This window comes from Kitasatospora phosalacinea (genome assembly GCF_000717185.1).
In the GTDB taxonomy this organism is placed as follows: domain Bacteria; phylum Actinomycetota; class Actinomycetes; order Streptomycetales; family Streptomycetaceae; genus Kitasatospora; species Kitasatospora phosalacinea_A.
Map to the genome: position 1 here is coordinate 18625 of NZ_JNYE01000105.1, position 24818 is coordinate 43442.

Annotated in this window: 24 protein-coding genes and 2 pseudogenes; 15 read left to right on the forward strand and 11 right to left on the reverse strand. The window is 74.3% G+C overall.

All coding sequences use genetic code 11. From position 1 onward, the window contains the following. Positions 1 to 122 precede the first annotated feature (122 nt). Both OO57_RS31900 and OO57_RS31905 read left to right on the forward strand, forming a co-directional pair. On the forward strand, positions 123 to 1466 hold the full coding sequence (locus tag OO57_RS31900) for an MFS transporter (protein WP_106974159.1): 1344 nt from the start codon (positions 123 to 125) through the stop codon (positions 1464 to 1466). Positions 1467 to 1804: 338 nt separating this feature from the next. Beyond that, positions 1805 to 2908 (forward strand): vWA domain-containing protein, encoded by a 1104-nt coding sequence (locus OO57_RS31905; RefSeq protein ID WP_033256225.1) that lies wholly within the window; start codon positions 1805 to 1807, stop codon positions 2906 to 2908. Between the two features lie 70 nt (positions 2909 to 2978). Here OO57_RS31905 and OO57_RS31910 read toward each other — a convergent pair whose 3' ends face one another. Further along, complete coding sequence (locus tag OO57_RS31910; RefSeq protein WP_033256226.1) at positions 2979 to 3350, reverse strand: YbjQ family protein; 372 nt, start codon at positions 3348 to 3350, stop codon at positions 2979 to 2981. 143 nt (positions 3351 to 3493) lie between these two features. On the opposite strand from OO57_RS31910, the gene OO57_RS47045 reads away from it, so the two are divergent. From OO57_RS47045 to OO57_RS31940, 6 genes are all read left to right on the forward strand, one after another. Continuing rightward, positions 3494 to 4411 carry a hypothetical protein gene (locus OO57_RS47045; protein ID WP_158715299.1) on the forward strand — a complete coding sequence of 306 codons (918 nt, stop codon included), beginning with the start codon at positions 3494 to 3496 and terminating at the stop codon, positions 4409 to 4411. 17 nt (positions 4412 to 4428) lie between these two features. Then, positions 4429 to 5202, forward strand: coding sequence for a peptidyl-tRNA hydrolase (locus tag OO57_RS31920; RefSeq protein WP_033256227.1), 774 nt, complete (start codon positions 4429 to 4431; stop codon positions 5200 to 5202). A gap of 96 nt (positions 5203 to 5298) precedes the next feature. After that, on the forward strand, positions 5299 to 5679 hold the full coding sequence (locus OO57_RS31925; RefSeq protein ID WP_158715300.1) for a hypothetical protein: 381 nt from the start codon (positions 5299 to 5301) through the stop codon (positions 5677 to 5679). Positions 5680 to 6100: 421 nt separating this feature from the next. Continuing rightward, positions 6101 to 6322, forward strand: a complete 222-nt coding sequence (locus OO57_RS31930) for a hypothetical protein (protein WP_033256229.1) — start codon at positions 6101 to 6103, stop codon at positions 6320 to 6322. Positions 6323 to 6564: 242 nt separating this feature from the next. Next, a complete protein-coding gene (locus OO57_RS31935; RefSeq protein ID WP_033256230.1) occupies positions 6565 to 7077 on the forward strand; it encodes a SigE family RNA polymerase sigma factor in 513 nt (170 codons plus the stop codon). 46 nt (positions 7078 to 7123) lie between these two features. After that, positions 7124 to 7957 (forward strand): hypothetical protein, encoded by an 834-nt coding sequence (locus tag OO57_RS31940; RefSeq protein WP_033256231.1) that lies wholly within the window; start codon positions 7124 to 7126, stop codon positions 7955 to 7957. A 19-nt stretch (positions 7958 to 7976) separates the two neighbouring features. Here OO57_RS31940 and OO57_RS31945 read toward each other — a convergent pair whose 3' ends face one another. Continuing rightward, a complete protein-coding gene (locus tag OO57_RS31945) occupies positions 7977 to 8387 on the reverse strand; it encodes a MerR family transcriptional regulator (protein WP_199811368.1) in 411 nt (136 codons plus the stop codon). A gap of 420 nt (positions 8388 to 8807) precedes the next feature. Here OO57_RS31945 and OO57_RS38760 point away from each other — a divergent pair. Then, positions 8808 to 10032 (forward strand): annotated as a pseudogene (locus OO57_RS38760) (SulP family inorganic anion transporter). Between the two features lie 362 nt (positions 10033 to 10394). Here the strand turns inward: OO57_RS38760 and OO57_RS31955 are convergent. After that, positions 10395 to 10805, reverse strand: a complete 411-nt coding sequence (locus OO57_RS31955) for an organic hydroperoxide resistance protein (protein WP_033256233.1) — start codon at positions 10803 to 10805, stop codon at positions 10395 to 10397. A gap of 142 nt (positions 10806 to 10947) precedes the next feature. Between OO57_RS31955 and OO57_RS31960 the strand changes: the two genes are divergently transcribed. Then, complete coding sequence (locus OO57_RS31960) at positions 10948 to 11862, forward strand: AraC family transcriptional regulator (RefSeq protein WP_033256234.1); 915 nt, start codon at positions 10948 to 10950, stop codon at positions 11860 to 11862. 667 nt (positions 11863 to 12529) lie between these two features. After that, a pseudogene (locus OO57_RS47470) lies at positions 12530 to 12878 on the forward strand (PP2C family protein-serine/threonine phosphatase). A 12-nt stretch (positions 12879 to 12890) separates the two neighbouring features. Here the strand turns inward: OO57_RS47470 and OO57_RS40000 are convergent. After that, entirely contained in the window at positions 12891 to 13211 is a 321-nt protein-coding gene (locus OO57_RS40000) for an STAS domain-containing protein (protein ID WP_051778514.1), read from the reverse strand. A 157-nt stretch (positions 13212 to 13368) separates the two neighbouring features. On the opposite strand from OO57_RS40000, the gene OO57_RS31970 reads away from it, so the two are divergent. Further along, positions 13369 to 13881, forward strand: a complete 513-nt coding sequence (locus OO57_RS31970) for a MarR family winged helix-turn-helix transcriptional regulator (protein ID WP_033256235.1) — start codon at positions 13369 to 13371, stop codon at positions 13879 to 13881. A gap of 35 nt (positions 13882 to 13916) precedes the next feature. Here OO57_RS31970 and OO57_RS31975 read toward each other — a convergent pair whose 3' ends face one another. From OO57_RS31975 to OO57_RS31985, 3 genes are read right to left on the reverse strand one after another with little or no spacing between them, the layout of a single operon-like run. Continuing rightward, complete coding sequence (locus OO57_RS31975; protein ID WP_033256236.1) at positions 13917 to 15215, reverse strand: ArsB/NhaD family transporter; 1299 nt, start codon at positions 15213 to 15215, stop codon at positions 13917 to 13919. After that, the gene (locus OO57_RS31980) at positions 15212 to 15685 is read right to left on the reverse strand and encodes a CBS domain-containing protein (protein WP_033256237.1); all 474 of its coding nucleotides are present in this window, start codon (positions 15683 to 15685) and stop codon (positions 15212 to 15214) included. Before OO57_RS31980 ends, OO57_RS31975 begins: the two co-directional genes overlap by 4 nt. Next, positions 15672 to 16913, reverse strand: a complete 1242-nt coding sequence (locus OO57_RS31985) for a cation:proton antiporter (RefSeq protein WP_051778515.1) — start codon at positions 16911 to 16913, stop codon at positions 15672 to 15674. Before OO57_RS31985 ends, OO57_RS31980 begins: the two co-directional genes overlap by 14 nt. A gap of 671 nt (positions 16914 to 17584) precedes the next feature. Here OO57_RS31985 and OO57_RS31990 point away from each other — a divergent pair. Then, entirely contained in the window at positions 17585 to 19510 is a 1926-nt protein-coding gene (locus tag OO57_RS31990) for an NAD-binding protein (RefSeq protein ID WP_324606810.1), read from the forward strand. Positions 19511 to 19737: 227 nt separating this feature from the next. On the opposite strand, the gene OO57_RS31995 is transcribed toward OO57_RS31990, so the two are convergent. After that, the gene (locus OO57_RS31995; RefSeq protein ID WP_033256238.1) at positions 19738 to 21114 is read right to left on the reverse strand and encodes an NAD(P)-binding domain-containing protein; all 1377 of its coding nucleotides are present in this window, start codon (positions 21112 to 21114) and stop codon (positions 19738 to 19740) included. A 123-nt stretch (positions 21115 to 21237) separates the two neighbouring features. Here OO57_RS31995 and OO57_RS32000 point away from each other — a divergent pair, with 123 nt between their 5' ends. Further along, positions 21238 to 21597 (forward strand): ArsR/SmtB family transcription factor, encoded by a 360-nt coding sequence (locus OO57_RS32000; RefSeq protein ID WP_033256239.1) that lies wholly within the window; start codon positions 21238 to 21240, stop codon positions 21595 to 21597. Here OO57_RS32000 and arsB read toward each other — a convergent pair. Together arsB and OO57_RS32010 are read right to left on the reverse strand one after the other, a co-directional pair. Continuing rightward, positions 21587 to 22690 carry an ACR3 family arsenite efflux transporter gene (arsB, locus tag OO57_RS32005; RefSeq protein WP_033256240.1) on the reverse strand — a complete coding sequence of 368 codons (1104 nt, stop codon included), beginning with the start codon at positions 22688 to 22690 and terminating at the stop codon, positions 21587 to 21589. The genes OO57_RS32000 and arsB overlap by 11 nt on opposite strands. Beyond that, positions 22690 to 22995 carry an ArsR/SmtB family transcription factor gene (locus OO57_RS32010; protein WP_033256241.1) on the reverse strand — a complete coding sequence of 102 codons (306 nt, stop codon included), beginning with the start codon at positions 22993 to 22995 and terminating at the stop codon, positions 22690 to 22692. The genes arsB and OO57_RS32010 overlap by 1 nt, the downstream gene beginning before the upstream one ends. Positions 22996 to 23069: 74 nt before the next feature. Between OO57_RS32010 and OO57_RS32015 the strand changes: the two genes are divergently transcribed. Further along, complete coding sequence (locus OO57_RS32015) at positions 23070 to 23495, forward strand: arsenate reductase ArsC (protein WP_033256242.1); 426 nt, start codon at positions 23070 to 23072, stop codon at positions 23493 to 23495. Between the two features lie 294 nt (positions 23496 to 23789). Here OO57_RS32015 and OO57_RS32020 read toward each other — a convergent pair whose 3' ends face one another. Then, positions 23790 to 24719 carry a DMT family transporter gene (locus OO57_RS32020; protein WP_033256243.1) on the reverse strand — a complete coding sequence of 310 codons (930 nt, stop codon included), beginning with the start codon at positions 24717 to 24719 and terminating at the stop codon, positions 23790 to 23792. Between the last annotated feature and the right edge of the window lie 99 nt (positions 24720 to 24818).

The following is a 24818-nucleotide window of genomic DNA, read 5'->3' on the forward strand; positions in this document are numbered from 1 at the left end:
GCGGCCGCCGAGGAGCCGGGCACCCGCGGAACCCCCGGTTCCGCCCCGCCCGCGGCCGCGGCGCGGCCGGTGGTTAGGGTACGTGGGACCCCGGACCGTCCTGCCTCGGAGACCCGCGCCCCATGCCGCCCCCGCCCCCGCCCCCACGCCCGGCCCGGGCGGTCCGCCGTCACCGGCTGTCCCTGCAACTGTGCTTCGCGATCCCCGGGTTGGCGCTCGCCACCTGGGTGACCCGCACCCCCGACGTCCGCGACCGGCTCGGGGCGTCCACCGCCGAGATGGGCCTGGTGCTCTCCGGCATGGCGGTCGGCTCGATGCTCGGCATCCTGGTCGCGGGCGCCCTGGTGGCCCGGTTCGCGACCCGCCCCGTGGTCGTCGCGGGCATGTGCGCGGTCCTGGCGAGCGTCGCGGTGACCGCCCTGGGCGCGGCCGCCGCCTCCGCGCCGCTGGTGGCCTGCGGCCTGTTCCTGATCGGCGCGGGCATGGGCCTGTCCGAGGTCGCCAGCAACGTCGACGGCGCCGTGGTGGAACGCGAGTACGGCCGCCCCGTCCTGCCCGCCCTGCACGGCTGCTACAGCCTGGGCACCGTGATCGGCGCCGTCCTCGGCGTCGCCGGGGCCGCGGCGGGGCTCCCGGTGCCCTGGCACCTGGCGGCGGTGCTGCTGCTGGTCACCGGCCTGTTCGGCTGGGCGCTGCCGGGCCTGCGCCCCGGCCTGGGGCGGGACGGGACGCAGGCCGGGGACGGGACGCAGGCCGGGGGCGGGGACGCGGACGAGCCGCGGGCGCCCGGAGGCCGACCGCACGGCTCGCGCCGACCGTACCGCGACCCGAAGTTGCTGCTGATCGGCGGCGTGGTGTTCGCCGTGACGCTCGCCGAGGGCGCCGCCACCGACTGGCTGCCGCTGCTGATGGTCGACGGCCACGACATGCCCGCCGGCCTCGGCTCCGCCGTGTACGCGGGCTTCGCCGCCACCATGGCGGTCGGCCGGTTCGCGGGCGGCCCCGTGGTGACCCGCCTCGGCCGCCCCGCGGTGCTCGGCGGCGGCGCGCTGCTCGCCGCCGCGGGCATCGCCCTGGTCTCCTTCGCGAACTCCCCGGCCGCCGCGGGCTGCGCCGTCCTGCTCTGGGGCCTGGGCACCGCGCTCGGCTTCCCGCTGGCCCTCTCCGCCGCGGGCGAGTCCGGCCCGGACACCACCGCCCGGATCGCCCTCACCTCCCGGATCGGCTACGTCGCCCTGCTGGCCGGGCCGCCCCTGCTCGGCCTGCTCGGCGAACGGCACGGCCTGCGCGCCGCGATGGTCCCCGTCCTGCTGCTCGCCCTCACCGCGGCCGCGCTCTCCCCGGCCACCGGCCCCCGCCGCACCCCCCGCCCCGGCGGCGACGGCTCCCCGAACGAGGGGCAACCGTCCGGGGCGGACGCCCCCGCCGACCCCGCCGCCCGCCGGGCGCCCGACGCCGCGCGCTGATCCGACGAGGTCGACCGGGCCGGACGGGTTCTCCGCCCGGATCGGCGCCGGGGGCGAGCTGGGCCGGCCGGTGCACCTGCGGTGCGACGAACTCGTCGAGGTCGCCGTCGACCGGCCGTCGGCGACCTTCACCGACAACTGCGGGAACTCCCTGGCGACCGACCTCGCCGCAGCCGAATTCTCCGGACGGCGGCGGGCCCGCCCCACCGGGAATTCCCGGGCGGGGGACGGTCCGTCAGGCCCGGCGGAATTGTCAGTGGCCCGCCGTAGTGTGGGAACAACGCTGGAGGGGGCGCCGGGAAATGGCGTCGGGAATGGCGTTGGAAAAGGGGTCGAGCATGTCCGCGAACGTTTCCGCGAACCGAATCGCGCACAAGGTCAACCACGTCTCGCTGGTGGTCGACAAGTCCGGCTCGATGCGGCGCCACGAGGCCCAACTCGTCCGCGTGGTCGACGAGTTCGTGAAGGGCCTGCAGGAGGAGTCGGACCGCCTCGGCCACGAGACCCGGATCAGCCTCTACGCCTTCGACCACGAGGTGCACAACCTGGTGTGGGACATGGACGTCAAGCACCTGCCGTCCCTCAAGGGCCTCTACGCGGTCGACAACGGCGCGACGGCGCTGATCGAGGCGGCGGTGAAATCCGTCGACGACCTGAAGAACGTGTGGGAGGGCTACGGCGAGCACTCCTTCCTCCAGGTCGTCGTCACCGACGGCGAGGAGAACGCCTCCGGCTGCTCGGAGCACGGCACCATGCACACCCGGATGAAGAAGACCCAGGGCGCCGCCGTGCTGCGCGGCTGGATGGACCGCATCCGCGGCGCCCTGGACGACCTCCCCGAGCACTGGACGTCGGCGATCCTGGTTCCCAACTCGCTGGCCAAGCGCACCGCCCAGGAGTACGGCTTCCCCGCGGGCAACATCGCGATCTGGGACGCCGACTCCACCGGCGGCGTCGAGGAGGCCATCGACACCGTCAAGACCGCCGCCACCAGCTTCCTGCGCGGCCGCGAGAAGGGCGTCCGCGGCACCAGGTCGCTGTTCACGATGGGGCAGGACCTCAGCGCCGACGAGGTGAAGGCCCAGCTGGACGCGCTGGAGGCGGACAAGTACGTGCTCGTCCCGGTCGACCGGCAGGCCCCGCTGCGCGAGTTCGTCACCGGCGCCGGGCACCCGTACCGGACGGGCTGCTCCTTCTACGAGCTCTCCAAGCGGGAGAAGATCCAGGGCGGCAAGCAGCTCGCCGTCGCCGAGAAGGACCCGGTCACCGGCGGGCTCACCGGCCGGGTGTTCTCCGGCCCCGCGGCCCGCGGGCTGCTCGGCCTGCCCGCGACGGAGGCCACCGTCAAGCCGGGCGACAACCCGGCGTACACCGTCTTCGTCCAGTCGACCTCGGTCAACCGCAAGCTGGTGCCCGGCACCCGGCTGCTCGTCATGCTGTAGCCGCTGTAGCCGGGAGGGGCCCGGCGGCCCCGGAGCGGTGCGCTCCGGGGCCGCCGCCGTGGACGGACGGTCAGCCGACCGGCTCGATCACGGCGGCCGTGCCGTACGCGCACACCTCGGTGCCGACGTCCGCGGCCTCCGTGACGTCGAAGCGCATCATCAGCACCGCGTTGCCGCCCCGGGCCCTGGTCTGCTCGACCAGGCGCTCCATGGCCTGGTTGCGGGTCTCGACGAGCGTCTTCGTCAGTCCCTTCAGCTCGCCGCCCATCAGGGACTTCAGACCCGCGCCGATCTGCGACCCGATGTGCCGGGACCGCACCGTCAGCCCGAACACCTCGCCGATCACCTTGACCACCCGGTGCCCCGGGACGTCGTTCGTGGTCACCACCAGCACACCGCCGGACGGGTCCGGCCCGCCACCGAAATCGTTCAGTTCGCTCATGCCCCCAGCCTCCCGCCCCGGTCCGCCCGTCGGCCACCCCGGCGCGCCGGGGAAACCCGTTCCGCGCCCGCGCGCCACCGGCGCCGGACACCGGATCGGAAGAGCTGATGGACACCGGGCACCGGGTTTGTCAACCTTGTCGCATGGGCGAGCGAAACGATCATCCACACGGGCCGCACGCGGCGGAGGAATCCGGCGCGCAGGAGATCGAGGCCACGGTGGTCCTGGGCCTGCGGATCACCGACTGGCCGGCCTTGCGGGCCGCCGCACGGGCCGCCGTCGAAGACCTGGACTTCGCCGGCATCGACCCCGAGGGCCAGCGCGCCCAACTGCTCCGCGAAGTCGCCGAGGACCCCAACGCGGCCCTCGGCGCCCTCCTCCACCCCGACCGGCTGGTCGCCTCCCTGCCCGGCATCGAAGCGCTCGGCGGCACCCTGGAGATCAGCGTCACCGACGACTTCGCCCCCGACTTCGCCGAGCTCTTCCCGCTCGACGACGACGGCGACACCGGCGACTGGACCCTCACCCCCCGCACCGCCTGCCTGCTCCACACCCAGCTGATCGGCCTCTCCGACGCCGCCTACGAGGACCTCGACGAGCACGGCGACGACCCCGTCACCGTCGCCGACGAGGGCGAGTGGACGGTCTTCGGCCGCCTCCCGCAACGCACCTGGAACCTCCACCGCGGCTGGCGCCGCGCCCTCGCCCGCGCCTTCGACGACCTCGCCGACGACCTCGCCATCGGCGAGTGGCCGCTGCCCCGCTGCCCCGCCGAGGACGTCGCGCTGCGCCTGGCCCTGGCCGACTCCCGCGCCCTGCTCGGCGCCCAGCCCGAATCCGTCGCCGACATGATGGGCGACCTGCCCGCCGACCTGTACGACTACGACTGGGACGGCTGCACCGACGAACTGTTCGGCGTCTACGGCCCCGACGAGGAGGACGGCGAGGCCGACGCCGGCCAGCGGATCGACCGGCTCCTCGCCGCCACCCACCCCGAGGGCTGGTTCCTCGGCTACGAGGACGCCGAGGAACGCGACCCCGGCCGGGGCTACCGCCGCTGAACTGGCATCCTGGGAAGGTGAGCTCACCCTTCGACCCGCCCGCCCGGCCGTCCTCCGCCGACGTGCCCGCCGCCGACGTGCCCGCCCCCGCGGTGGGCGGGCACGCCGAGGACCGCGACACCCGCCCGCAGTACGTGCTGCCGCTGGTGGTCCGACTGGAGCGGGCCGACCCGCCCGCCCGCACCGACGCCCTGGAGACCTCGGCACGCGCCGTCCTCACCCTGCTCGCCGACCCCCGGGTCACCGACCCCGACGGCGAGTGGGCCGAGCGGGTCGCGGCCTGGGAGGACGCCCGGATCCGCAAGGTCGTCCGGCGCGCCCGCGGCGGCGAGTGGCGCAAGGCCGCCGAACTGCCCGGCATCACCGTCACCGGCCCCGGCGGCACCGAGGTCCGGGTCTTCCCGCCGATCCCGCTGGACGGCTGGCCCAAGGAACTCGCCAAGCTCCAGGTCTCCGGCACCGACCTCGACGACCCCGAACCGCCCGGCCCCGTCCCCGAGGGCGTCCCCGTGCTCTGGCTCAACCCCGCCCTCGAGATGAGCGCGGGCAAGACCATGGCCCAGACCGGCCACGCCGCCCAACTCGCCTGGTGGGAACTGGACGGGGCCCAACGCGAGAAGTGGGCCGCCGACGACTTCCCCCTCGCCGTCCGCACCGCCCCCACCACCGCCTGGCCCGCCCTCACCGACGGCCGCCTCCCGGTCGTCCGCGACGCCGGCTTCACCGAGATCGCCCCGGGCAGCGCCACCGTCGTCGCGGACCACCCCGCCCCGCGCCTGCGGCGGTCGTAAGGCACTGCGCCGGCCCCGACACGGCGACGTAGCAGGTGAGGCGCCTGCACTCCGGGCAGCCGCGTGCCTTCGGCGACCTTTCCGGTGGGGCGTGTCGTGCGGGACGGAGCGAACCCGTCGATACGGAGTTCGACCTTCCCCGGTGCGGGGGCGATCGCCGTGGAGGGCTTCGGCGCCGGTGGCCGGGGCCTCGGCGACGGGGAAGGCCGGTACGACGGCGAGCACGGCGGACCGTCCGGGCCCGCTCGCTCGGCCGCGCCGGCGCAACCTTCGGCACCGCCCCCGCGCTCCACGCCCTCGCCGCCGGACTCCAGGCCCTGGTCACCCGACCGCTACCGCGCCGAAGCACAGGCCCTCGGACAGGAGGCCGAGGCCCGGCTCCTCGAACTCGCCGAGCTCCGCGGCACGCTCACCACGGCTCAGGCGCAGCGCCGGGGGACGGTCGGGAGCGGCTTCACCGCGGCCCGTCGGCCGTGAGGCGGCCCCCGTCGGCAGGGCGCCGTCGGCAGGGCGCCGTCGGCAGGGGGCCGTCGTCCTTGCCGCGCAGCGCAGTGGCGGCGTTCCGGTCGGCCCGCTTCGAGTGCCGGATCAACCGGGCGGTCCGGCGTGCAGCCGGACGGTGGTGCCGGTCTGTGCGGTGGGGCGGATCCGGGCGAGGTCGCAGGGCTGCTGGGCGAGCCAGAATCGTCCGCGGCCGCCGCCGTGCTGGGTTTCAGGAGTCGTGTCCGACCGGTGCGGGCTTGTCCATTCTTTGCACTGTGCAATAAAATGAGCCCGGGTGGTCGGGCGCGCCTCCCCAGGGCCGTGCTCGACCGCCTCGGAAGCCGAAGATCCCGCGCCGCGCTCCCCGGGGACGGGCGAGCCGCCCGGAGAAGCCGAAACTGCGAGGAGCGGTGGCGTGGAGAGCACACCCGCGGACCCTGGGGAGCCGGGCGGGTACGAGGACGCCGACCACGTGGCCGCCCGCCTGCTCGCGGAGGTCGCCGCCGCCAAGGCCCGCCTGGCCGAAGCGGCCAGGGCCATCAACGAGATCGACCGCGCCCTCGCCGCCGGACCGCAGCGCCCCGCGTCCGGACGGACGCGGGGGCCGGACCCCGCTCCAGGGGCAGGATCCGGATAGCGCCGGCAGCCGGAAGCCGTGGGCGCCGGGACGGGCACGAGAGCGCCGCTCCTGAGCCGACGGGTGCCCGTCGGTGCGGACGGCTGGAGCGGTCGGGACGAGTCCTGGGGCACCGGACAGCCGAAACGATCATGTTCGCGCGTGCTGATGCGTCGTGATCGAAAAGTTGCTTCCCCCGCGTAACCTGGCGGGCCGTCAGTGCGTAGTACTGGCGACATCGTTACGGCACGGGGAGCGGCGGCATGGAGCAGGGGCTCGAGTTCGAGCAGTTCGCGAGCAGCCGGGCCCACCGACTCTTCCAGGTCGCCTACCTGATGTGCGGGGACTGGCACCAGGCCCAGGACCTGGTGCAGACCACGCTGGCGAAGATGTTCTCGGTCTGGGGCCGGTTGCGGCGTGGTGGCGACGACGGATCCACGATCGATGCCTACGCCCGGAAGGTGCTGCTGCGCACCTACCTCTCGCAGAAGCGGCTGCGGAAGTCGTCCGAGGTCGTCACCGCCGAGCTGCCGGAGCGGGCGTCCGCGTCGGGTGACGGCGGCGAGCTGCGACTGGTCATGGTGGCTGCCCTGAAGCAACTTCCGCCCCGCAACCGGGCGGTGGTGGTGTTGCGCTACCTGGAGGACCACAGCATCGAGGCCGTGGCCGACATGCTCGGCATGTCCCCCGGGGCCGTGAAGAGCCTCAACTTCCGTTCGCTGGCCAAGCTGCGGGAGATCCTGGGCGAGGACCGCGAGACCCTCTTCCGGCCCTGACCGACTGACCGACCATCCCCCCGAGCCGACAACGAGGAACCAGGCCATGGACCTTGAGCACGATCTGAGCCGCCTGCTCGGCGAGAGCGTCGACGGCCTCGCCTCGCCGATCGGCGCCATCGTCGCCGAGGCGGGAGCCCAGGGCCGCCGGCTCCGCCGCCGTCGGCGCCTGTGGACCCTCGGCGCCACCGTGGTGGTGGTGGCTGCGCTGGCGACCACGGGCGCGGTGGTGATGCCCCGTCCGGTCAGCAGTCCGGCGGTCACCGGCACGTCGCCCGCCGCTACCGCGACTTCCGCGGAGCCGAGTCCGGCGACGGTGCCGGTCACCGCCGAAGCGATGCTCCAGATCCTGGCCGGCCTGCTGCCTCCCGGCGGGAAGCTCAGCAAGTTCCGGGCGGGCCCGTTCGAGGCGACCCGGGACGTCGCGACCGCCTTCAGCGTGGAGTACGACGACGGCCGGGGCGCCGCCCACATCCTTGTCGTCGTGAGCCCTCCCGATCCGAAGGCCATGTCGTGGAACTGCGATCAGCTGGACCTGACCGACTACGGCACCCGCCCCGAGGGGGCCGAACCGGCCGGGTGCACCAGCACCGCCGATGCCGCAGGAACCGTGGTCAGCGCCGTCACCGGTGTGGGCCCCGACGGGGGCTACTACTTCAGGAAGGTCCGCCTGGAGCGAGCCGACGGGACGTCCGTCGACCTCGTCGTGAGCAACGGCCCGGCCCCGTCGGAGGAGCACCCGTTCGGCCTGGCCGACCGCCCCGCCCCTCCGCTCACCGCGGCTGCCTGGCAGGCCGTCGTCCGCGACCCCGCCTGGCAGAACGAAGTCCCCGCCACCACCGCCGAAGCCGGCGCTGCCCTGGCGGCCACCCTGCGCTGACCGCGCGTCGATCCGCGGGTCAGGGGCGAACGGCGGTGTCGCGCTCCAGCCGGGTGCGCAGGGTGCGGGCGAAGTCCTCGGCGCGGGCCAGCTGGACGCGGAGCTTCTCGACCTGTTCGGTGGCGGCCTGTTCGTAGCCGCGCACGCGCTGGAGGAGTGCCCGCCGCTCGTGGACGTCGAGGGTCTCGTCGGCGTCGAGGCGGTCGGTGGCTTCCAGCAGGTCGCGCATCTGGTCGAGGGTGAAGCCGAGGGGCTTCATCCGGCGGACGACCATGAGGCGCTGGACGTCGTTCTCGGTGTAGAGGCGGAAACCGCCCTGGGAGCGGGCGGAGGGGACGACCAGGCCGGTCTCCTCGTAGTGGCGGATGGTGCGCAGGGACAGTCCGGTCCGTGAGGCGACCTCGCCGATCTGCATGTGTGTGCCGTCCACGCCCGTGGTCTCCTGACCCTTCTCGTCGCGGCCGGTCGGTTCCGACCCGGCTCCCCGCTTCCTACTCTAACGTTAGGGTAGAGTTCCCGGTGGTGAGGGTGGCCGACCGCTGCCCCGCCGTTCGCCGTGCCGGGGCCGACGCCGCCCCGGTGAAGACCCGATCCCCGCAGGAGGGACGCGTGCGCGAGCCCGTGCCGCCCGGCGCCGCCTGCCCGCCGTGATGCTCCGCCTCCGCTGAGGCGAGGCCGCGCCCGCTCGCGCAGGCACCGGCTCCTCCCCCTCCAGACTTCCGGCCCCGCGCCCCCGCGGGGCCGCGCGCGGCGCGCCGGCCCGGCCCTCCGCGTCGCCCTTCCTCGCGCCCCGGCCCTGTCCGAAGGGGTGCCCGAGCACGACAGGTAACCGTCCTTGTCCTCTCCCACCGTGTCCCCGGCCGCGCGCCTCGCCGGTCTCAAGCCCGACTGGCTGTCCGACCCGAAGGTCTGGCGCACCGAGGTGCTGGCCGGCCTGGTCGTCGCCCTCGCGCTGATCCCCGAGGCGATCTCGTTCTCGATCATCGCCGGGGTCGACCCGAGGGTCGGTCTGTTCGCCTCGTTCACCATGGCCGTCACCATCGCGGTCGTCGGCGGCCGCCGCGCGATGATCTCCGCCGCGACCGGTGCCGTGGCCCTGGTCATCGGCCCGCTCAACCGCGAGCACGGCCTCGGCTACCTGGTGGCCGCCGTCATCCTCGCCGGTGTCTTCCAGATCGTGCTCGGTGCGCTCGGCGTCGCCAAGCTGATGCGGTTCGTGCCGCGCTCGGTGATGGTCGGCTTCGTCAACGCCCTGGCGATCCTGATCTTCATGGCGCAGATCCCCAACCTGGTGGACGTGCCGTGGGCGGTCTACCCGCTGGTCGTCGGCGGCCTGGCCCTGATGGTGCTGTTCCCGAGGGTCACCAAGGTGGTTCCGGCGCCGCTGGTGTCCATCGTGGTCCTCACCGTCATGACGGTCGGGGCGGGCATCGCGGTGCCCACCGTGGGCGACGAGGGCAAGCTGCCCTCCTCCCTGCCGGTGCCCGGCCTGCCCGACGTGCCGTTCACCCTGCACACCCTCACCGTCATCGCCCCCTACGCCCTCGCCATGGCACTGGTGGGCCTGATGGAGTCGCTGATGACTGCCAAGCTGGTCGACGACATCACCGAGACCCGCTCCGACAAGACCCGCGAGTCGATCGGCCAGGGCATCGCCAACATCGTCACCGGCTTCTTCGGCGGCATGGGCGGCTGCGCGATGATCGGCCAGACCATGATCAACGTGAAGGTGTCCGGCGCCCGCACCCGCCTGTCCACCTTCCTCGCGGGCGCTCGCCACCGTCACCGCCCACGCCGACCCCGAGGGCGGCACCGTGGTCTACCGGGTCACCGGCGAGCTGTTCTTCGCCTCCAGCAACGACCTCGTCGGCCGGTTCGACTACGCGAACGACCCCGACAGGGTCGTCATCGACCTCACCGACGCCCACGTCTGGGACGCCTCCTCGGTGGCCGCCCTCGACGCCGTCGAGACCAAGTACGGGCAGCGCGGCAAGACCGTGGAGATCACCGGCCTCAACACCCCCAGCGCCGACCTGCACGGCAGGCTCTCCGGAGAGCTGGCCGGCGCCCACTGATTCCGCACCGCACCTCCGCTTCCGCACCGCACCTCCGCGCGGGGCGACGGAGGGCCGCGTCCGACCGGTTCCCACCCGCGGGGGCGTGTTCGCGCCGTCCCCGTTCATGGGCGCGATGCCGGGCGCGGTCTTCGCGGGTGCGGCCCGCGCCCCGGCCGCCGCCGCGATCATCCTGCTGTCGGCGTACAGGCGAACGTGCACAGCCGGGTGGGCCCGAACGCACACAGGGGTCTCGGTGCGAAACGAGCTGGTCTCAGGACCGATGGGCGTTGCCCCGCGCCGTGGGGCAGGCGGGTAGGACGACGCCACCTGGACCGCGCACTCCGGCGGTTGCGGTCCAGGTGGCGTTCAGCGGGCGGCGGTCACTCGGCGAGCAGCTCGACCGGGATGTTGCCGCGCGTGGCGTTGGAGTACGGGCAAACCCGGTGGGTGGCCTCGATGAGCGTGCGACCGACTTCTCGGGGCAGGCTGTCCGGCAGCTTCGTCCGCAGGCTGACTTCGAGCTGGTAGCCGCCCTGCCCGTTGGGGACGAGGCCGACTTCGGCGGTGACCGACATGCCCGAGACGTCGATCTCCTTCTGTTGCGCCACCAGCTGCATGGAGGTGGCGAAACAGGCCGCGTAGCCCGCCGCGAAGAGCTGCTCGGGGTTGGTGCCCACTCCGGTCCCGCCCAACTCCTCCTGGAGGGCCAGCTCGACGTCCAACTTGCCGTCCGAGCTGACGGCGCGGCCGTCGCGGCCGGTCGCGGTCGCGACGGCGGTGTACAGGCTCATGTGCTGCCCTTCTGGTAGACCGATCGGTCAATCTGTCTGGCGCACTCAGCGTATGGAGGCCAGGTGCCGCTCTCCATGGCCCACCGTCTCCGTTTCCTGTCTGGTCGTCTTGCGTGCAGCGGCCTGGCGATACGATCTGACGATGGATGTGCTCAGCGACGCGATCGGCGTCATGCGTATGGGGCGCCCGCATTCCACTGAAATCCGCAAGCACGCTCCGTGGGGAGTGCGGGCCGAGCCGTTCTCCGGGGCCGGCTTCCACGTGGTGCTGGAAGGGACGTGCTGGCTGATCCCGCCGACGGGCGCCGCGATCGCCCTGGGCGTGGGCGATGTGGTGTGCCTTCCGCACGGCTGCGGGCACGCTCTGGCCGACAGTCCGTCGACGCCCCTGACCGGCGCACGCTCGGCGTCCCTGGGGGAGACGGCGCCCAGTGCCGACGACGGCAAAGGGGCTCCGACGGTCCTGCTGTGCGGCGCGTACACGCTCGACCGGACCCGGCCGCATCCGCTGTTCGAAGAGCTTCCCGAAGTCATCCACCTTCCGGCACGTCTCGGCCACCGCACGCCGCTACGCGCTGCCGTCAACCTGCTCGGCGACGAGATCGCCAACCCCGACCACGGAACCGAAGCGGTCGTATCGGCCCTGCTGGACATCATGCTGCTGTACATCCTGCGGGCCTGGCTCGACGAGCAAACCGACGACGGCCCGGCCACCGGATGGGCCGCGACGCTGCGCGATCCAGCGATCACCGAAGCGCTGCGCCATATCCACCAGGAACCCGCCGCACAGTGGACGGTCGAAGCGCTGGGCGCGAAAGCCGGACTGTCGCGGGCGGCCTTCTCCCGCCGGTTCACCTCGCTGGTCGGCAAACCGCCGCTGGGCTACCTGACCTGGTGGCGGATGACGCTGGCGGCGCGACTGCTGCGCGACAGCGACAAGCCGGTGCAGACCGTCGCGCAGCGCACCGGATACACCTCCGAATTCGCCTTCGCCAAAGCGTTCAAACGGGAGTACGGCTTGGCCCCCGGTCGGTACCGCCAACAGTCGCGGAGGTAGTCCGGTCAGCACACCTTGACGTCGACGGCCTCCTGTCGGACGCGAGCCCGATCTCCCGCTGACCGCTCGATGTCCACCGCGGTCGCAATCCGAAGGTCCCCACGGCGCGAGACCGTTGGAGCTGTGCACGTGTCCCCGTACACGCTCGTGCACGTCGACCCGTACGCCGACACCTGTCGCCGATGGCCGCCGTCAGCCCCGCCGCACCGGTGGCCGAAGCGCTCGGCCGGGTCGCCGGCCGGACCGTCCTGGCAGCCCTCCACCACCGCTCGGGACCGCCCCCGCGCTGACGCACGGGAACCGGCGACGGGCCTTGTGCAGTCACTTTGCATAGTGCAAAAGTAGCGGTGGCGGTGAACCAGGCCGCCGGAAAGGGGGATCATGCAGCCCCGCGGAACCGGAGTGGACCTGCTGCTGCCCGTGCTGCCGTTCGCCGCGATGGCGGCGGTCGCCGCGGTCGAACTCTCGGCGGGACCGGAGGTCGGCTACCTCGCCCTGTTCTCCATCGGCCCGGCCTTCGCCTGCGTCAGCGGCACCGTCCGCCGCGCCCTGCTGGTCGGCGCGCTGGCCTTCGTCCTGTGCACGGCCGCCGCCTGCTACGACGGCATGCTCGGCGGCAGGCGCGCCACCGTCGCCCTCGCCGGACGCGGTGGAGACCGCCGCCGTCGTGCTCGGCGCCGCCCTCAACCGGCGCCTGGAAGGGGAGGAGTTCGTCAGCGCGATCCTCGCCGAGATCACCGCCGACGGCACCGTCACCCTCCTCAACTACGGCCACCCGCCACCGCTGGTCGTGCGCGCCGACCCAACTGCTGCTCTACACCGACGGCGTCACCGAGACCCGCGACCACACCGGCGAGTTCTACCCGCTGCTGGAGCGGGCCGGCCTGCTGGCGGTCGACGACCCGGACGGCGCGCTGGAGGCGCTGCGCCGCGACGTGGCCGCCTACGCGGCCGGACCGCTCAAGGACGACGCCGCGATGATGCTGCTGCGCCGCCGCTCGGACGAGTCGGCCTGAGGGCGGAGCTGTTCAGCCGCGCTGGCGGGGTATGGCACCCGGTACGGAGGCCCGGGCCCGGTGCTCCCGCGCGGCGGCGCGGCGCTGGACGGGAGCGGCCGGCCGGGAGTCCAGGACGGCCGCCTGCGCACTCGGGTGGATGTCGAACACCTGGTGCGCGCCGAACGCGGACAGCGCCGAGCGCACCGGGGCGCCCGCGGCGGGCAGGACCAGGCGCAGTTCGCCGTTCCGGGAGACGAGGTGGCGGCGGGTGGCGACCAGTACCGCGAACCCGGCGGCGTCGCACCGCTCCAGGGGGAAGCCCGGTCCCCGAGGCCGCGACCGGTGGAGCACCCGTGCGAGCGGACGGCCGGCGCCAAGAAGACCTTTGCATTATGCAAAGAAAATGCCGGGCGCACCAGACACGACACCCGGAAAGGCGGATTTCGGGAGGGCGCACGGGGCGCACTCCGGGCTCCGCACGCCGGGGGTCAGGATGTAGAAAGGACCCATGCCGGACGATCACTCGCCATCAGACCCCGACGCCCCGCACCCGGGAGGCCTCGAGGAGGACCTGGTCACCGCGGTCCTGACCGCTTCCCGGGTCCTGGTCGCCATCTCGGCGCGCTCGCTCGGCGAGGTCGCCGAGTCGCTGACGCTCCCTCAGTTCCGGATGCTCGTGCTGCTGCACTCCAGAGGTGCGATGAGCCTCTCGCGGCTGGCCGAGCACCTCGCCGTCAACCCGTCCACCGCGATGCGGATGCTGGAACGGCTCACCGCCGCGGGCATGGTCGTGCGCGACACCCGCCCCGAGGACCGGCGCGAGGTGCGCGCCGCCCTCACCGAGCAGGGCGCCCGCACCGTCGTCGAGGCCACCGAGCGCCGCCGCGAGGAGATCCGCCGCATCGTCCAGGCCATGCCCGCCCGCCAGCGCACCGGCCTCGTCCAGGCCCTGCGCGCCTTCGCCGACGCCGGAGCCGAACCCGCCGCCCCCAGCAAGCAGCCCGAACCGCTCGGCTGGTAGGCGGCGGTCCTCCACCCCCGGCGGGCCGGAGGCGCTCACGCGAGGGCGAAGTGGCGCAGCCACAGGTAGAGGGCCGAGACGGCGACGGTGACGGCGGTGACGGGGAGGCCGTAGCGGGTGAAGGTCCAGAAGCTGATGGGCTGTCGGTTGCGTTCGGCGATGCCGAGGACGACGACGTTGGCGGAGGCACCGATGGCGGTGGCGTTGCCGCCGAGGTCGGCGCCCAGGGCCAGGGCCCACCAGAGCACCGTGCCGTAGGGCTGGCCGACGGTGTGGGCGAGGTCGGCGGTGATGGGGGCCATGGTGGCGACGTAGGGGATGTTGTCGACGACGCCGGACAGGATCGCGGAGGCGACCAGCAGCAGCATGACGGCGCCCAGCGGGCTGCCGCCGGTGGCGTCGGCCAGGGCCTCGGAGACGGTTTCGATGACGCCGGTCTCGATGAGGGCGCCGACCATGACGAACAGTCCGGCGAAGAAGGCGAGGGTCGGCCACTCGACCTCGGCGAGGACGTCCTTGACCTCGGCCTTCGAGATCGCGACCAGGATCCCGGCACCGAGCAGGGCGACCACGGACGGCGCGTAGTGGACGACGGGGTGCAGGACGAACCCGGCGATGACGAGGGCGAGGACGGCCAGGCCCTGGGCGAGCAGGCGGCGGTCGTGGATCGCCTCGCGCTCGTTGAGGGCCATCACCTCGGCGGCGCGCCGCTCGTCGTAGGTGAAGTGCGCGCGGAACAGGAAGCGGCACATCACCAGCAGGACGGCGGTCAGGACGACGGCGAGCGGGGCGAGGTGGACCAGGAAGTCGTTGAAGTTCAACCCGGCCCGGCTGGCGATGATGATGTTCGGCGGGTCGCCGACCAGGGTGGCGGTGCCGCCGATGTTCGAGGCGAAGACCTCGGCGATCAGGAACGGCGCGGCCTTCAGTCCCAGGCGCTGGCACACCAGCAGCGTGACGGGGGCGACGAGGAGCACGGTGGTGACGTTGTCCAGCAGCGCGGAGGCGGCGGCGGTGATGACCACCAGCATCGCCATCACGCGGAAGGGTTTGGCACGGGCGCGTTTGACGGACCAGACGGCCAGGTACTCGAACAGGCCGGTGCGCTTGAGGACACCGACGATCATCATCATGCCCATCAGCAGGAAGATGACGTTCCAGTCGATGCCGGAGTCGGTGGAGAAGAACGCGGCTTCGTCGTCGGTGGCGCGGAGGGCGAGCATCGCGGCGGCGCCGCCGAGGGCGGCGGCGACGCGGTGGACCCATTCGGTGATGATCAGGACGTAGGCGGCGGCGAAGACCGCCAGCGCCGCCCAGGCGTGCCAGTCGTTCACGAGGCCCCCAGGAGTCGGTGCAGCAGGTTCGAGGCGGTGATCACGCCGAGCAGCCGTCCGGTGGCGGCCGTCCGGCTGCCGGGGGGCCGCTCCACGACGGCGACCAGCGGGCTGCGGGTGCGGGCCATCAGCGCGGCGACCTCCACCGCGGTGTCCTCGGCGTCGGCGACCGGCGGCGCGGGCGCGTCCTTGGGCAGGCACTCGCGCACCCGCACCCCGGTCAGCTCCTCGCAGAGCCGGTCGGCGTGCGCCTCGTCGATCACCGCCGCCAGCGAGGGGTCCTCGATGACGTAGCCGGGGACGAGCAGGCGCACGAGCTGGGAGGCGGGCAGCACGGCGCGGGGCGCACCGGGGCCGTCGACGACCAGCACGCCGGGCAGTCGGTGCTCGGCCAGCAGCCGGGCGGCGTCCAGGGCCTGGTCGTCCAGGGCGACGGTGGGGAAGGGTTCGGCGAGGTCACGTGCGCGCATCGGGCGCCTCCGGGGTGCGGGTGCGGGGCTGTGCCGGGAGCGGGGCCGCTCCGGGCTCGGGTTCGTCGACGTGGAAGAGGCGGGCGATCGGGACGTCGGTGCTGGAGTGCACGACGATCGAGGCGGCGATGCACACCGCGATCAGCGTGTAGGCCCGCTCGCCCTGCGGGATTCCTGCTTGCAGGACGAGCAGCCCGTAGACGACGGAGGCGAAGCCCTTGGGGCCGAACCAGGCCGCCACCAGCTGCTCGCGCCGGTCGATCCGGGAGCGCACCAGGGAGAGCAGCAGCGAGGCGGGGCGGATCAGCACGATCGCCAGCAGCACCGCCGCGTACCCGCCCGGCGGCAGACTGCCGAACAGGTGCGGGGTGAGCAGGGCGCCGAAGACCAGCAGGGCGGCGAACTTCGCCAGTTCGGCGAGGGCTTCGCCCAGCGGTTCGAACGACGTCTTCGACTCGGGTGCGACGGAGGCGAGGACGGCTCCGGCGGAGAACGCGGCGAGGTAGGGGTTGGCGTGGGTGAGGTGGCAGGCCGCGTACAGGATCACGCCGCAGGCCAGCGGCAGCAGCGGCTGCAGCTTCGTCTCCGCGCCCAGCCCGGGCACCCGCACCAGGGCGTTGACCGCGAGCGGCAGCACGACGCCCAGGGCCAGGCCGCCGACGAGTTCCAGGCCGATGGCGGGCAGCGACGCCTCGAAGTCGGGCGAGGCGGGACCGGCCGCGGCGATCAGCACCAGCACCACCGGCAGCGCCAGCCCGTCGTTCAGCCCGGACTCGACGTTCAGCAACCGCCGCAGCCGCGCCGGGACTTCCTTGCGGCCCACGATCGCCGAGGCGAACACCGGGTCGGTCGGTGCCAGCACCGCACCCACCAGGAACGACGTCGTCCAGTCCAGCCCGACCAGCAGGTGCGCCACCAGCGCCATCCCGACGAACGCCAGCGGCATGCCCAGGCCCAGCGCCCGGGCGGGGTCGCGCCAGGCGGCGCGCAGCGCGGGGAAGGCGACGTGCATGCCGTCGGTGAACAGCACCGCGAACAGCGCCAGGTCCGCGGTGACCGCGACGACCGGGCTGTTCGGGGCGACGTGGATCAGGCCCAGGAAGCCGTCGCCCGCCAGGGCGCCCGCGGCGAGGAACAGCAGGGAGGTGGAGAGCACGGTGCGGGCGGCCAGGCCCGACAGCAGGACCGCGACGAGCAGCGCGGCCCCGAACACGACGACGAGCACCACGAAGGGAACCCCCGGATCGGCTGGGGAACAAGAGGGCTGTCCCCTTGCTCGCCGACCAGGCTTCCCGGCACACCGGGAGTGACTTTATACGACTCTTACGGCTCCTTGACAGACCCTTTGCGGCCAACACGGCCGGGCAGCCGCCCGCACGGCCGCCCGCACAGCCCCTCGCCGCCGTCACCGCCACCGGCTACGATCGCCGCCAGGTGAGCCGGGAAGCCTGGTCGGCACGAGGACCCCCTCATGCCCGGAGACCCGATGCCCCCTCACCACGCCCTTGCCATCCCGCCGTTCCGCTGCCGGCTTCCGGCCGGTGGCCGGTGAACCGCCCCGGCACACCGCACCGCCTGCCGACCGCCCTGCACCGCCGCCCCGGCCGGTTCGTCGTCGACCTCGCCGGGGTGAACTCGCTTGCTGCGAGCGAGGCCCGGGCACTCGCTGTCGGCCTGCGCGCAGCGCTGCGGGCGCACACCCCGACCGTGGTCCGCGGCGCCGCCCGGCCGTCCGGCAGGTCCTACCGCCCTCGGAGTGCCGGTCGCCGCCGGGATGCGGGAGCCCGGCCGCGCCTACGGCCGGGCGGCGGCTTCGGAGCGCCGTCCGTCGAAGTGACAGGTCGTCAACGATCCCGGCGGAGCCGACCACCCGGGTTGCCGAGTGAGGAGACTGCACCGGTGAGCACCCCACCCGGCACCACCGGCCACGCCCGCCCCGCACCGCGGCCCGGCCCCCGCGCCGCCACCAGCGCCACCAGCGCCACCAGCGCCGCTCCGCCACCGGGCGGGCACATGGTGGTCTGCGGCGGCGACGCGCTCGCCCACCGCCTGGCGGTCGAACTCGCCGACCGCTACGGGCAGCGCGTCGTCGTGCTCGTCCCCTCGCTGCTGCACGGCCACGGGCCGAGGATCGCCGCGCTCGCCGCCGACCCGCAACGCACCGTGGAGGTCGTCGAAGCGGGCGAGATCGACGAGGCGGCCCTGGCCGCGGCCGGTGTCGAGCGCGCCGCCGCGCTCGCCCTGACCTCCGAGGACGACCAGGCCAACCTGCACGCCGCCCTGCGCGCCCGCCGCCTCAACCCGGACCTGCGCCTGGTGGTGCGGGTCTTCAACCGGCGCCTGGGCCGACGCGTCGAACAGCTCCTCGACCGCGCCGTCCTGGCCCGCCACCCCGGCCTGTCCGCCGCCGCGCTGGAGGCGTCCACCACCGTGCTGTCGGCCTCCGCCACGGCCACCCCCGCCCTGGTCGCCGCCGCGCTCGGCGGCCGCTCCCACGCCCTGCACATCGACGGCCGCCTGCTGCGCGTCGCCGAACTCGACCCCGGCGCCCGCCCCGAGGGCACCGAACTCGCCGTCCTCGCCGCCCCGCCCCACCCCGGCGCCGACCCCGCCGACCACCTGCTGCCCGACCCCGGCACCGTCGGGGCCGACCGGCCCCGCGCCGTCCTGGAACTCCTCGGCCGCGCCGAACCGCCGCCCCGGCCCCGCCGCCGTCCCGCCCTCGCGGGCCTGCCCCTGGCCGACCTGTTCACCCCGCGCCTGCGCTGGGCGCTGGCCGCCCTCACCGCCCTGGTCCTCGCCCTGACCACCGCGAGCTGGCGGCTCACCGGCCGGCCCCCGCTGCACGCCGCCTGGCTCGTCGTCCTCGACGTCCTGGGCATCGCCGACCCCGCCGAGGACGCCGGACCGACCGGCAAGACCCTGCAGATCGCCTCCGCGGTCGCCGGGATGCTCCTGATGCCGTTCCTGATCGCCCTGGCCCTGGAGGCCCTCGGCACCTTCCGCACCGCCACCGCCCTGCGCCGCCCCCCGCGCAACCTGTCCGGCCACGTCGTCCTGGTCGGCCTCGGCCGGGTCGGCAGCCGCGTCCTGGACCGGCTGCGCGAACTCGACGTCCCCGTCGTCTGCGTCGACCGCGACCCCACCGCCGCCGGTGTCGCCCGCGCCCGCACCCACGACGTCCCCGTGGTGATCGGCGACGCCACCCAGGACGGCGTCCTCGACGCCGCGAAGGCCGGCCGGGCCCGCGCCCTGCTCGCCCTCACCAGCGACGACGGCACCAACCTCGAAACCGCCCTCGCCGCCCGCGAGTCCGACCCCCGCCTGCGCGTCGTCCTGCGCCTGTTCGACGACGACTTCGCCGGCGACATCTACCGCGCCCTGCGCGACTCCTACCCGCACGCCGAGACCCGCAGCCGCAGCGTCTCCTTCCTCGCCGCCCCCGCCTTCGCCTCCGCCATGATGGGCCGCCAGGTCCTGGGCGCCATCGCCGTCGGCCGCGAAGTCCTGCTCGTCGCCGCCCTCGACACCACCGCCAACCCCCACCTGTCCGGCCGCACCGTCGCCCGGGCCCACCGCCCCGGCGCCTGGCGCATCCTGGCCCTCGACCTCGCCCACCCCGACCGGCGCAGCCCCGACCTCGCCGACCCCTACACCACCACGCCCGAACTCCTCTGGAACCCCGACCCCGCCCGCGTCCTGGCCGACGGCGACCGCGTCGTCGTCGCCACCACCCGCGAAGGACTCAGCCACCTCACCACCGGCCGGACCCCCGCGGTGGGCCGACAGCGACCACCCCACCGGCACCCGGGACGGCCCGGGTGAGGTCGTGCGTGCCGCGGGGGCGTCCGAGTCCTCTCCGGCACCGCCGAAGCAGCCGGGCACATCTGAGCGCAACCCGCGGCGGGCGAGGCGCGCCGGGCCCGGCCGCGGCGCGTACGGCGGAGCAGCGCGGAGGGCGGGCCGGTGCCGCTGCTCGTGGCCGGGGCCACCCGCGCCGTGCCGGCGAGGAGGGCGTGTGCGGCCAGGGCGGGGAGAGGGTCGGCGCCGGGTCAGCAGCCGCCGGTGGGGGAGCAGGACGGGCCGGAGGGGCCGGTGCCGAGGGTGATCAGCTGGGGGGCGGCGGGGGCGCCGCAGCAGCCGTCGTTCTGCTCCTCGGCGGGTGCGTCGTAGAGGCCGGCGCCGCCGCAGACGCCCGTCTCGGGGAGGGTGAGTTCGACGCGGGCGGCGGCCTCGTGGTCGCCCGCGAGGGCGGCGGCCACCGAGCGGGCCTGTTCGTAGCCGGTGAGGGCGAGGAAGGTCGGGGCGCGGCCGTAGGACTTCATGCCGACGAGGTAGGCGTCCTGCTCGGGGTGGGAGAGCTCGGCGGCGCCGTGGGGGTAGACGGTGCCGCAGGAGTGCTGGTTGGGGTCGATCAGCGGGGCGAGGGCGACGGGGGCCTGGAGGCGGTCGTCGAGGCCCAGGCGCAGTTCGGTGAGGAAGGACAGGTCGGGGCGCAGGCCGGTGAGGACGACGACCTCGTCCAGGCCTTCGGTGCGGGTGCCGTCCTCGGCGACGAGGGTGAGGCGGCCGTCGGCGGACGGTTCGACGGCGGCGGTGCGGAAGCCGGTGAGGGCGGTGGCGTGGCCGTGCTCGACGGCGGCCTTGGCGGCGAGGCCCAGGGCGCCGCGGGCGGGGAGCTGGTCGGCGGTGCCGCCGCCGTAGGTGGAGCCGGTGAGGCCGCGGCGCAGCACCCACACCGCGTGGGTGCCGGGCTCCTGCTCCGCCAGGTCGGCGAGGGCCGCGAGGGCGGTGAACGCGGAGGCGCCGGTGCCGACGACGGCGGTGCGCTTGCCGGCGTGGCGGGCGCGGACGGCGGGGTCGCGCAGGTCGGGGACGCGGTAGGAGATGCGGTCGGCGGCGGCGCGCTCGCCGAGGGCGGGCAGGCCGTCGGCGCCGAGCGGGTTGGGGGTGGACCAGGTGCCGGAGGCGTCGACGACGGCGCGGGCGAGGAGGCGTTCCTCGGTGCCGTCGGCGCGGGTGACGTGGACGGTGAAGGGCTGCTGCTCGCGGTCGGCGTCGACGATGCGGTCGCGCCCGGCGCGGGCGACGCCGGTGACGCGGGCGTCGTAGCGGACGTGGCGGCCGAGGGCGTCGGCGAGCGGCTGGAGGTAGCGGGCGACCCAGTCGCCGCCGGTCGGGTACGCGGCGCCGTCGGGCCGGGTCCAGCCGGTGGGGGTGAGCAGCTTCTCGGCGGCGGGGTCGACGACCTCGGCCCACGGGGAGAACAGCCGCACGTGCGACCAGCCGCGGACGGCGGTGGCGGCCGACGGCCCGGCTTCGAGCACGAGCGGTTCGAGGCCGCGCTCCAGCAGGTGGGCGGCGGCGGCCAGGCCGATCGGTCCGGCGCCGATCACGAGGACGGGCAGGCCGGTGGTGTCGGAGGTCATGGCGGTTCTCTCCTCTTCGCGCTGGGCGGTGCGGCCTCGCCGCGACCCGCCTGATTCGACGGACGTCGATGTGCTGTCGGCTCCGACCTTGCCCGCTGGATCGATGGATGTCAACATAGACGTATGTCGAATTCGAGGATGGAGTTGCCGGTGCTCGCGCCGGAGGCGGTGCCGTGCTGCCCGCCGCTGACCTCGGCGGAACTCTCCGAGGCGGACGCGGTCACGATGGCCGCGATGTTCAAGGCGCTCGGCGACCCGGTGCGGCTGCGGCTGTTCTCGAAGGTCGCCTCGCACGAGGGCGGCGAGGCGTGCGTCTGCGACATCCAGGACGTCGGCGTCTCCCAGCCGACCGTCTCCCACCACCTGAAGAAGCTCCGCGAGGCCGGACTGCTCGCCTCCGAACGGCGCGGCACCTGGGTGTACTACCGCGTCGAGCCGTCCGTCCTCGCGGGCCTGGCCCAGCTCCTCGACCTCAACCGCTGACCCGCCCCGCGGCGAACTTCCTGCGCCAGGCGAGGGAGACGTACACCAGGGCGATCAGCACCGGGACTTCGATCAGCGGGCCGACGACGCCCGCGAGGGCCTGGCCGGAGGTGACGCCGAAGGTGCCGATGGCCACCGCGATGGCGAGTTCGAAGTTGTTGCCCGCGGCGGTGAACGCGAGCGTGGCGGTGCGGTCGTAGCCGAGGCCGAGGCCCTTGCCGAGGGCGAAGGTGCCGAACCACGTGAGCGCGAAGTAGGCGAGCAGGGGGAGGGCGATGCGGGCGACGTCCAGGGGCTGCGAGGTGATCGTCCTCCCCTGGAGGGCGAACAGGATCACGATGGTGAACAGCAGGCCGTACAGGGCCCAGGGGCCGATCTTCGGCAGCAGGTCGCTCTCGTAGCGTTCGCGGCCGAGCTTCTTCTCGCCCAGGCGGCGGGTGAGGAATCCGGCGATCAGCGGGATGCCGAGGAAGACGACGACGTTGAGGGCGATCTTCCCCATCGAGACGTCGAGGTGCTCGCCCTCGCCCAGGCCCAGCCAGCCCGGGAGCAGGTCGAGGTAGAACCAGCCCAGCACGCCGAACATCACGACCTGGAAGACGCTGTTCAGCGCGACGAGGACGGCGGCGGCCTCGCGGTCGCCGCAGGCGAGGTCGTTCCAGATGATGACCATGGCGATGCAGCGGGCCAGGCCGACGATGATCAGGCCGGTGCGGTACTCGGGAAGGTCGGCCAGGAAGAGCCAGGCGAGGGCGAACATCACCGCGGGCCCGACCAGCCAGTTGATCACCAGCGAGGAGGCCATCAGGCGGCGGTCGCCGGTGACGGTGTCGAGCCGGTCGTAGCGGACCTTCGCCAGCACCGGGTACATCATGACCAGCAGGCCGAGCGCGATGGGCAGCGAGATCCCGCCGATCTCGACCTCGGCGAGGGCGTCGTCCAGTCCGGGGACCAGGCGGCCCAGCCCGAGGCCGAGGGCCATCGCGACCAGGATCCACACCGCCAGGTAGCGGTCGACGAAGGACAGCTTCCCGGCGACCGACGCCGCTTCGGGTCCGGTCGCGGGGTCGGGGACGGGGACGGTGCGGGGCATCAGCAGGACCTCTTGGTGTCGGCGTTGGCGCGGGCGGTGGCGGCGAGGTCGGCGAACTGCGCGGACAGCGACTCCAGCACCTCCGGGCGCAGCCGGTAGTACGTGAAGCGCCCGCACGGCTCGGTGTCCACGACGCCCGCGTCCCGGAGCACCTTCAGGTGGTTGGAGAGGTTGGTCTGGCGGGCGCCGGTCTCCTCCACCAGGTGCGTGGTGCACAGGGTCTCGCGGGCCAGCAGGGTCACGATCCGCAGCCTGAGCGGGTCGGACAGCACGCGCAACAGTTCAGTGTCGACTGACATCACCATGGGCTGATACTTTCACGTCAGCCGGGGCCGGTGCGACCGTGTCGGCCCACCCCTCCCCAGGAAGAGCATCCCCGATGACCGCCGCGCCGCTCGCCTCCGTGCTCTTCGTCTGCGTCCACAACGCCGGCCGCTCCCAGATGGCCGCCGGCTTCCTCGCCCACCTGGCCGGGGACCGCGTCGAGGTCCGCTCCGCGGGCTCCGCGCCCGGCCGCGAGGTCAACCCGGCCGCCGTCGCCGCGATGGCCGAGGTCGGCATCGACATCTCCGACCAGCAGCCGAAGATCCTCACCACCGAGGCCGTCGAGTCCTCCGACTACGTCATCACCATGGGCTGCGGCGACGCCTGCCCCTACTTCCCCGGCAAGCACTACCGCGACTGGACCCTGGAGGACCCGGCAGGCCAGGGCGTCGACGCCGTCCGCCCGATCCGCGACGCCATCCGCACCCGCATCGAAGGCCTGATCGCCGAGATCGACGCCGCCGCCGGACGGGAGGGCTGAGCCCGGTCCGGCGGCGTGGGCCGCGGGCGGGCCGCCGGGACCGCCGCGTCCGGCGGACCCGACGGCCGGTTCTCCGGCGCCGACGGCCCGCTCCTCTCGGCGTCCCCGCACGGCCCGGAGGTCCGGGACCCCGCGGACGGCGCCCGCCTCGCCGCGCTCCCGGGCTTCCGCCCGACCCACCGCCACCGCACGGGGCGGGAACTCGTCCAGCCCGACGGCGCGCGGCTGCTGCGCCGACGGATCGGCCCCGGCCCGGGGCGGCCCGTCGCTGAAGCAGCGGCCCACCACCGGCGGTCAGGACGTGCGCAGTTCGGACCGGGCCAGGGCCGTCACCGAGAGCAGCAGCACCGCGGTGCCCAACAGGGCCGCCGGGGTCAGCGGTTCGTCCAGCACCGCCGCCGCGAACGCGGTGGCGCTGAGCGGCTCGATCAGCGCCACCACGGAGGCCGTCGCCGCCCGGACCACGGCCGCGCCCGCGAAGTACAGCGCGTAGGCGAACGCGGTCGGGACGGTCGCCAGGTAGCCGAGCAGCAGCAGCGTCGCGGGGAGCGAACCGGTGGACGGCAGCGGGCCCTCGGCCAGCGCGAACGGGAACAGGCAGACCGCGCAGACCCCGAACGACCACAGGGTGGTGGCCGCCGGATCGTCGGCGGCGCCGGTGCGCGAGGCCCGGTGGCGGGTGGCGACGGTGATCGCCGCGTAGCCCGCCGCCGAGGCCGACGCCCAGGCCAGGCCCACCGGTTCGACCCCGCCGCCGGAGCCCGCGGCAGCACCGCCGAGCACCAGCACGCCCAGGCCGAGCACCGCCCCGGCCACCGCGGCCAGCCCGGCCCGGCCCAGCCGCTCACCCATCAGCAGCCGCCCGCCGAGCGCCACCAGCACCGGCGCCGACCCGAGCGTCACGACGGTGGCGACGGCCAGCCCGGTGTGCCGGACCGCCAGGAAGTACGCGGCCTGGAACAGCGTCAGCCCCAGGCCGTTGAGCAGGATCCGCGGCACGGACGGCCGCGCGGGCCGCGCCGCCCGGCCGGTGAACGGGCGCAGGGCCAGCAGCACCGCCGCGCCGCCGACCGAGCGCCAGAAGGTCAGGGCGAGCGGGCCCAGGCCGCTGCGCTGGAACAGCAGCGCGGCCGCCGCCCCGGCGGTGCCCCAGGCGGTGGCGGCGAGGGCGACGTACAGCAGGCCCCGCCGCGCGGGCAGGGCGGAGGAACGCAACGAGAACACGGGCTCTGTCCCGTAATCGGTGGTAGCGCTCTGTGGTGGTCACTGGAGGAGGATGCGGTGGCGGAGCAGAGGGAACCTGGCTCGGCCGTGCATTTGCCT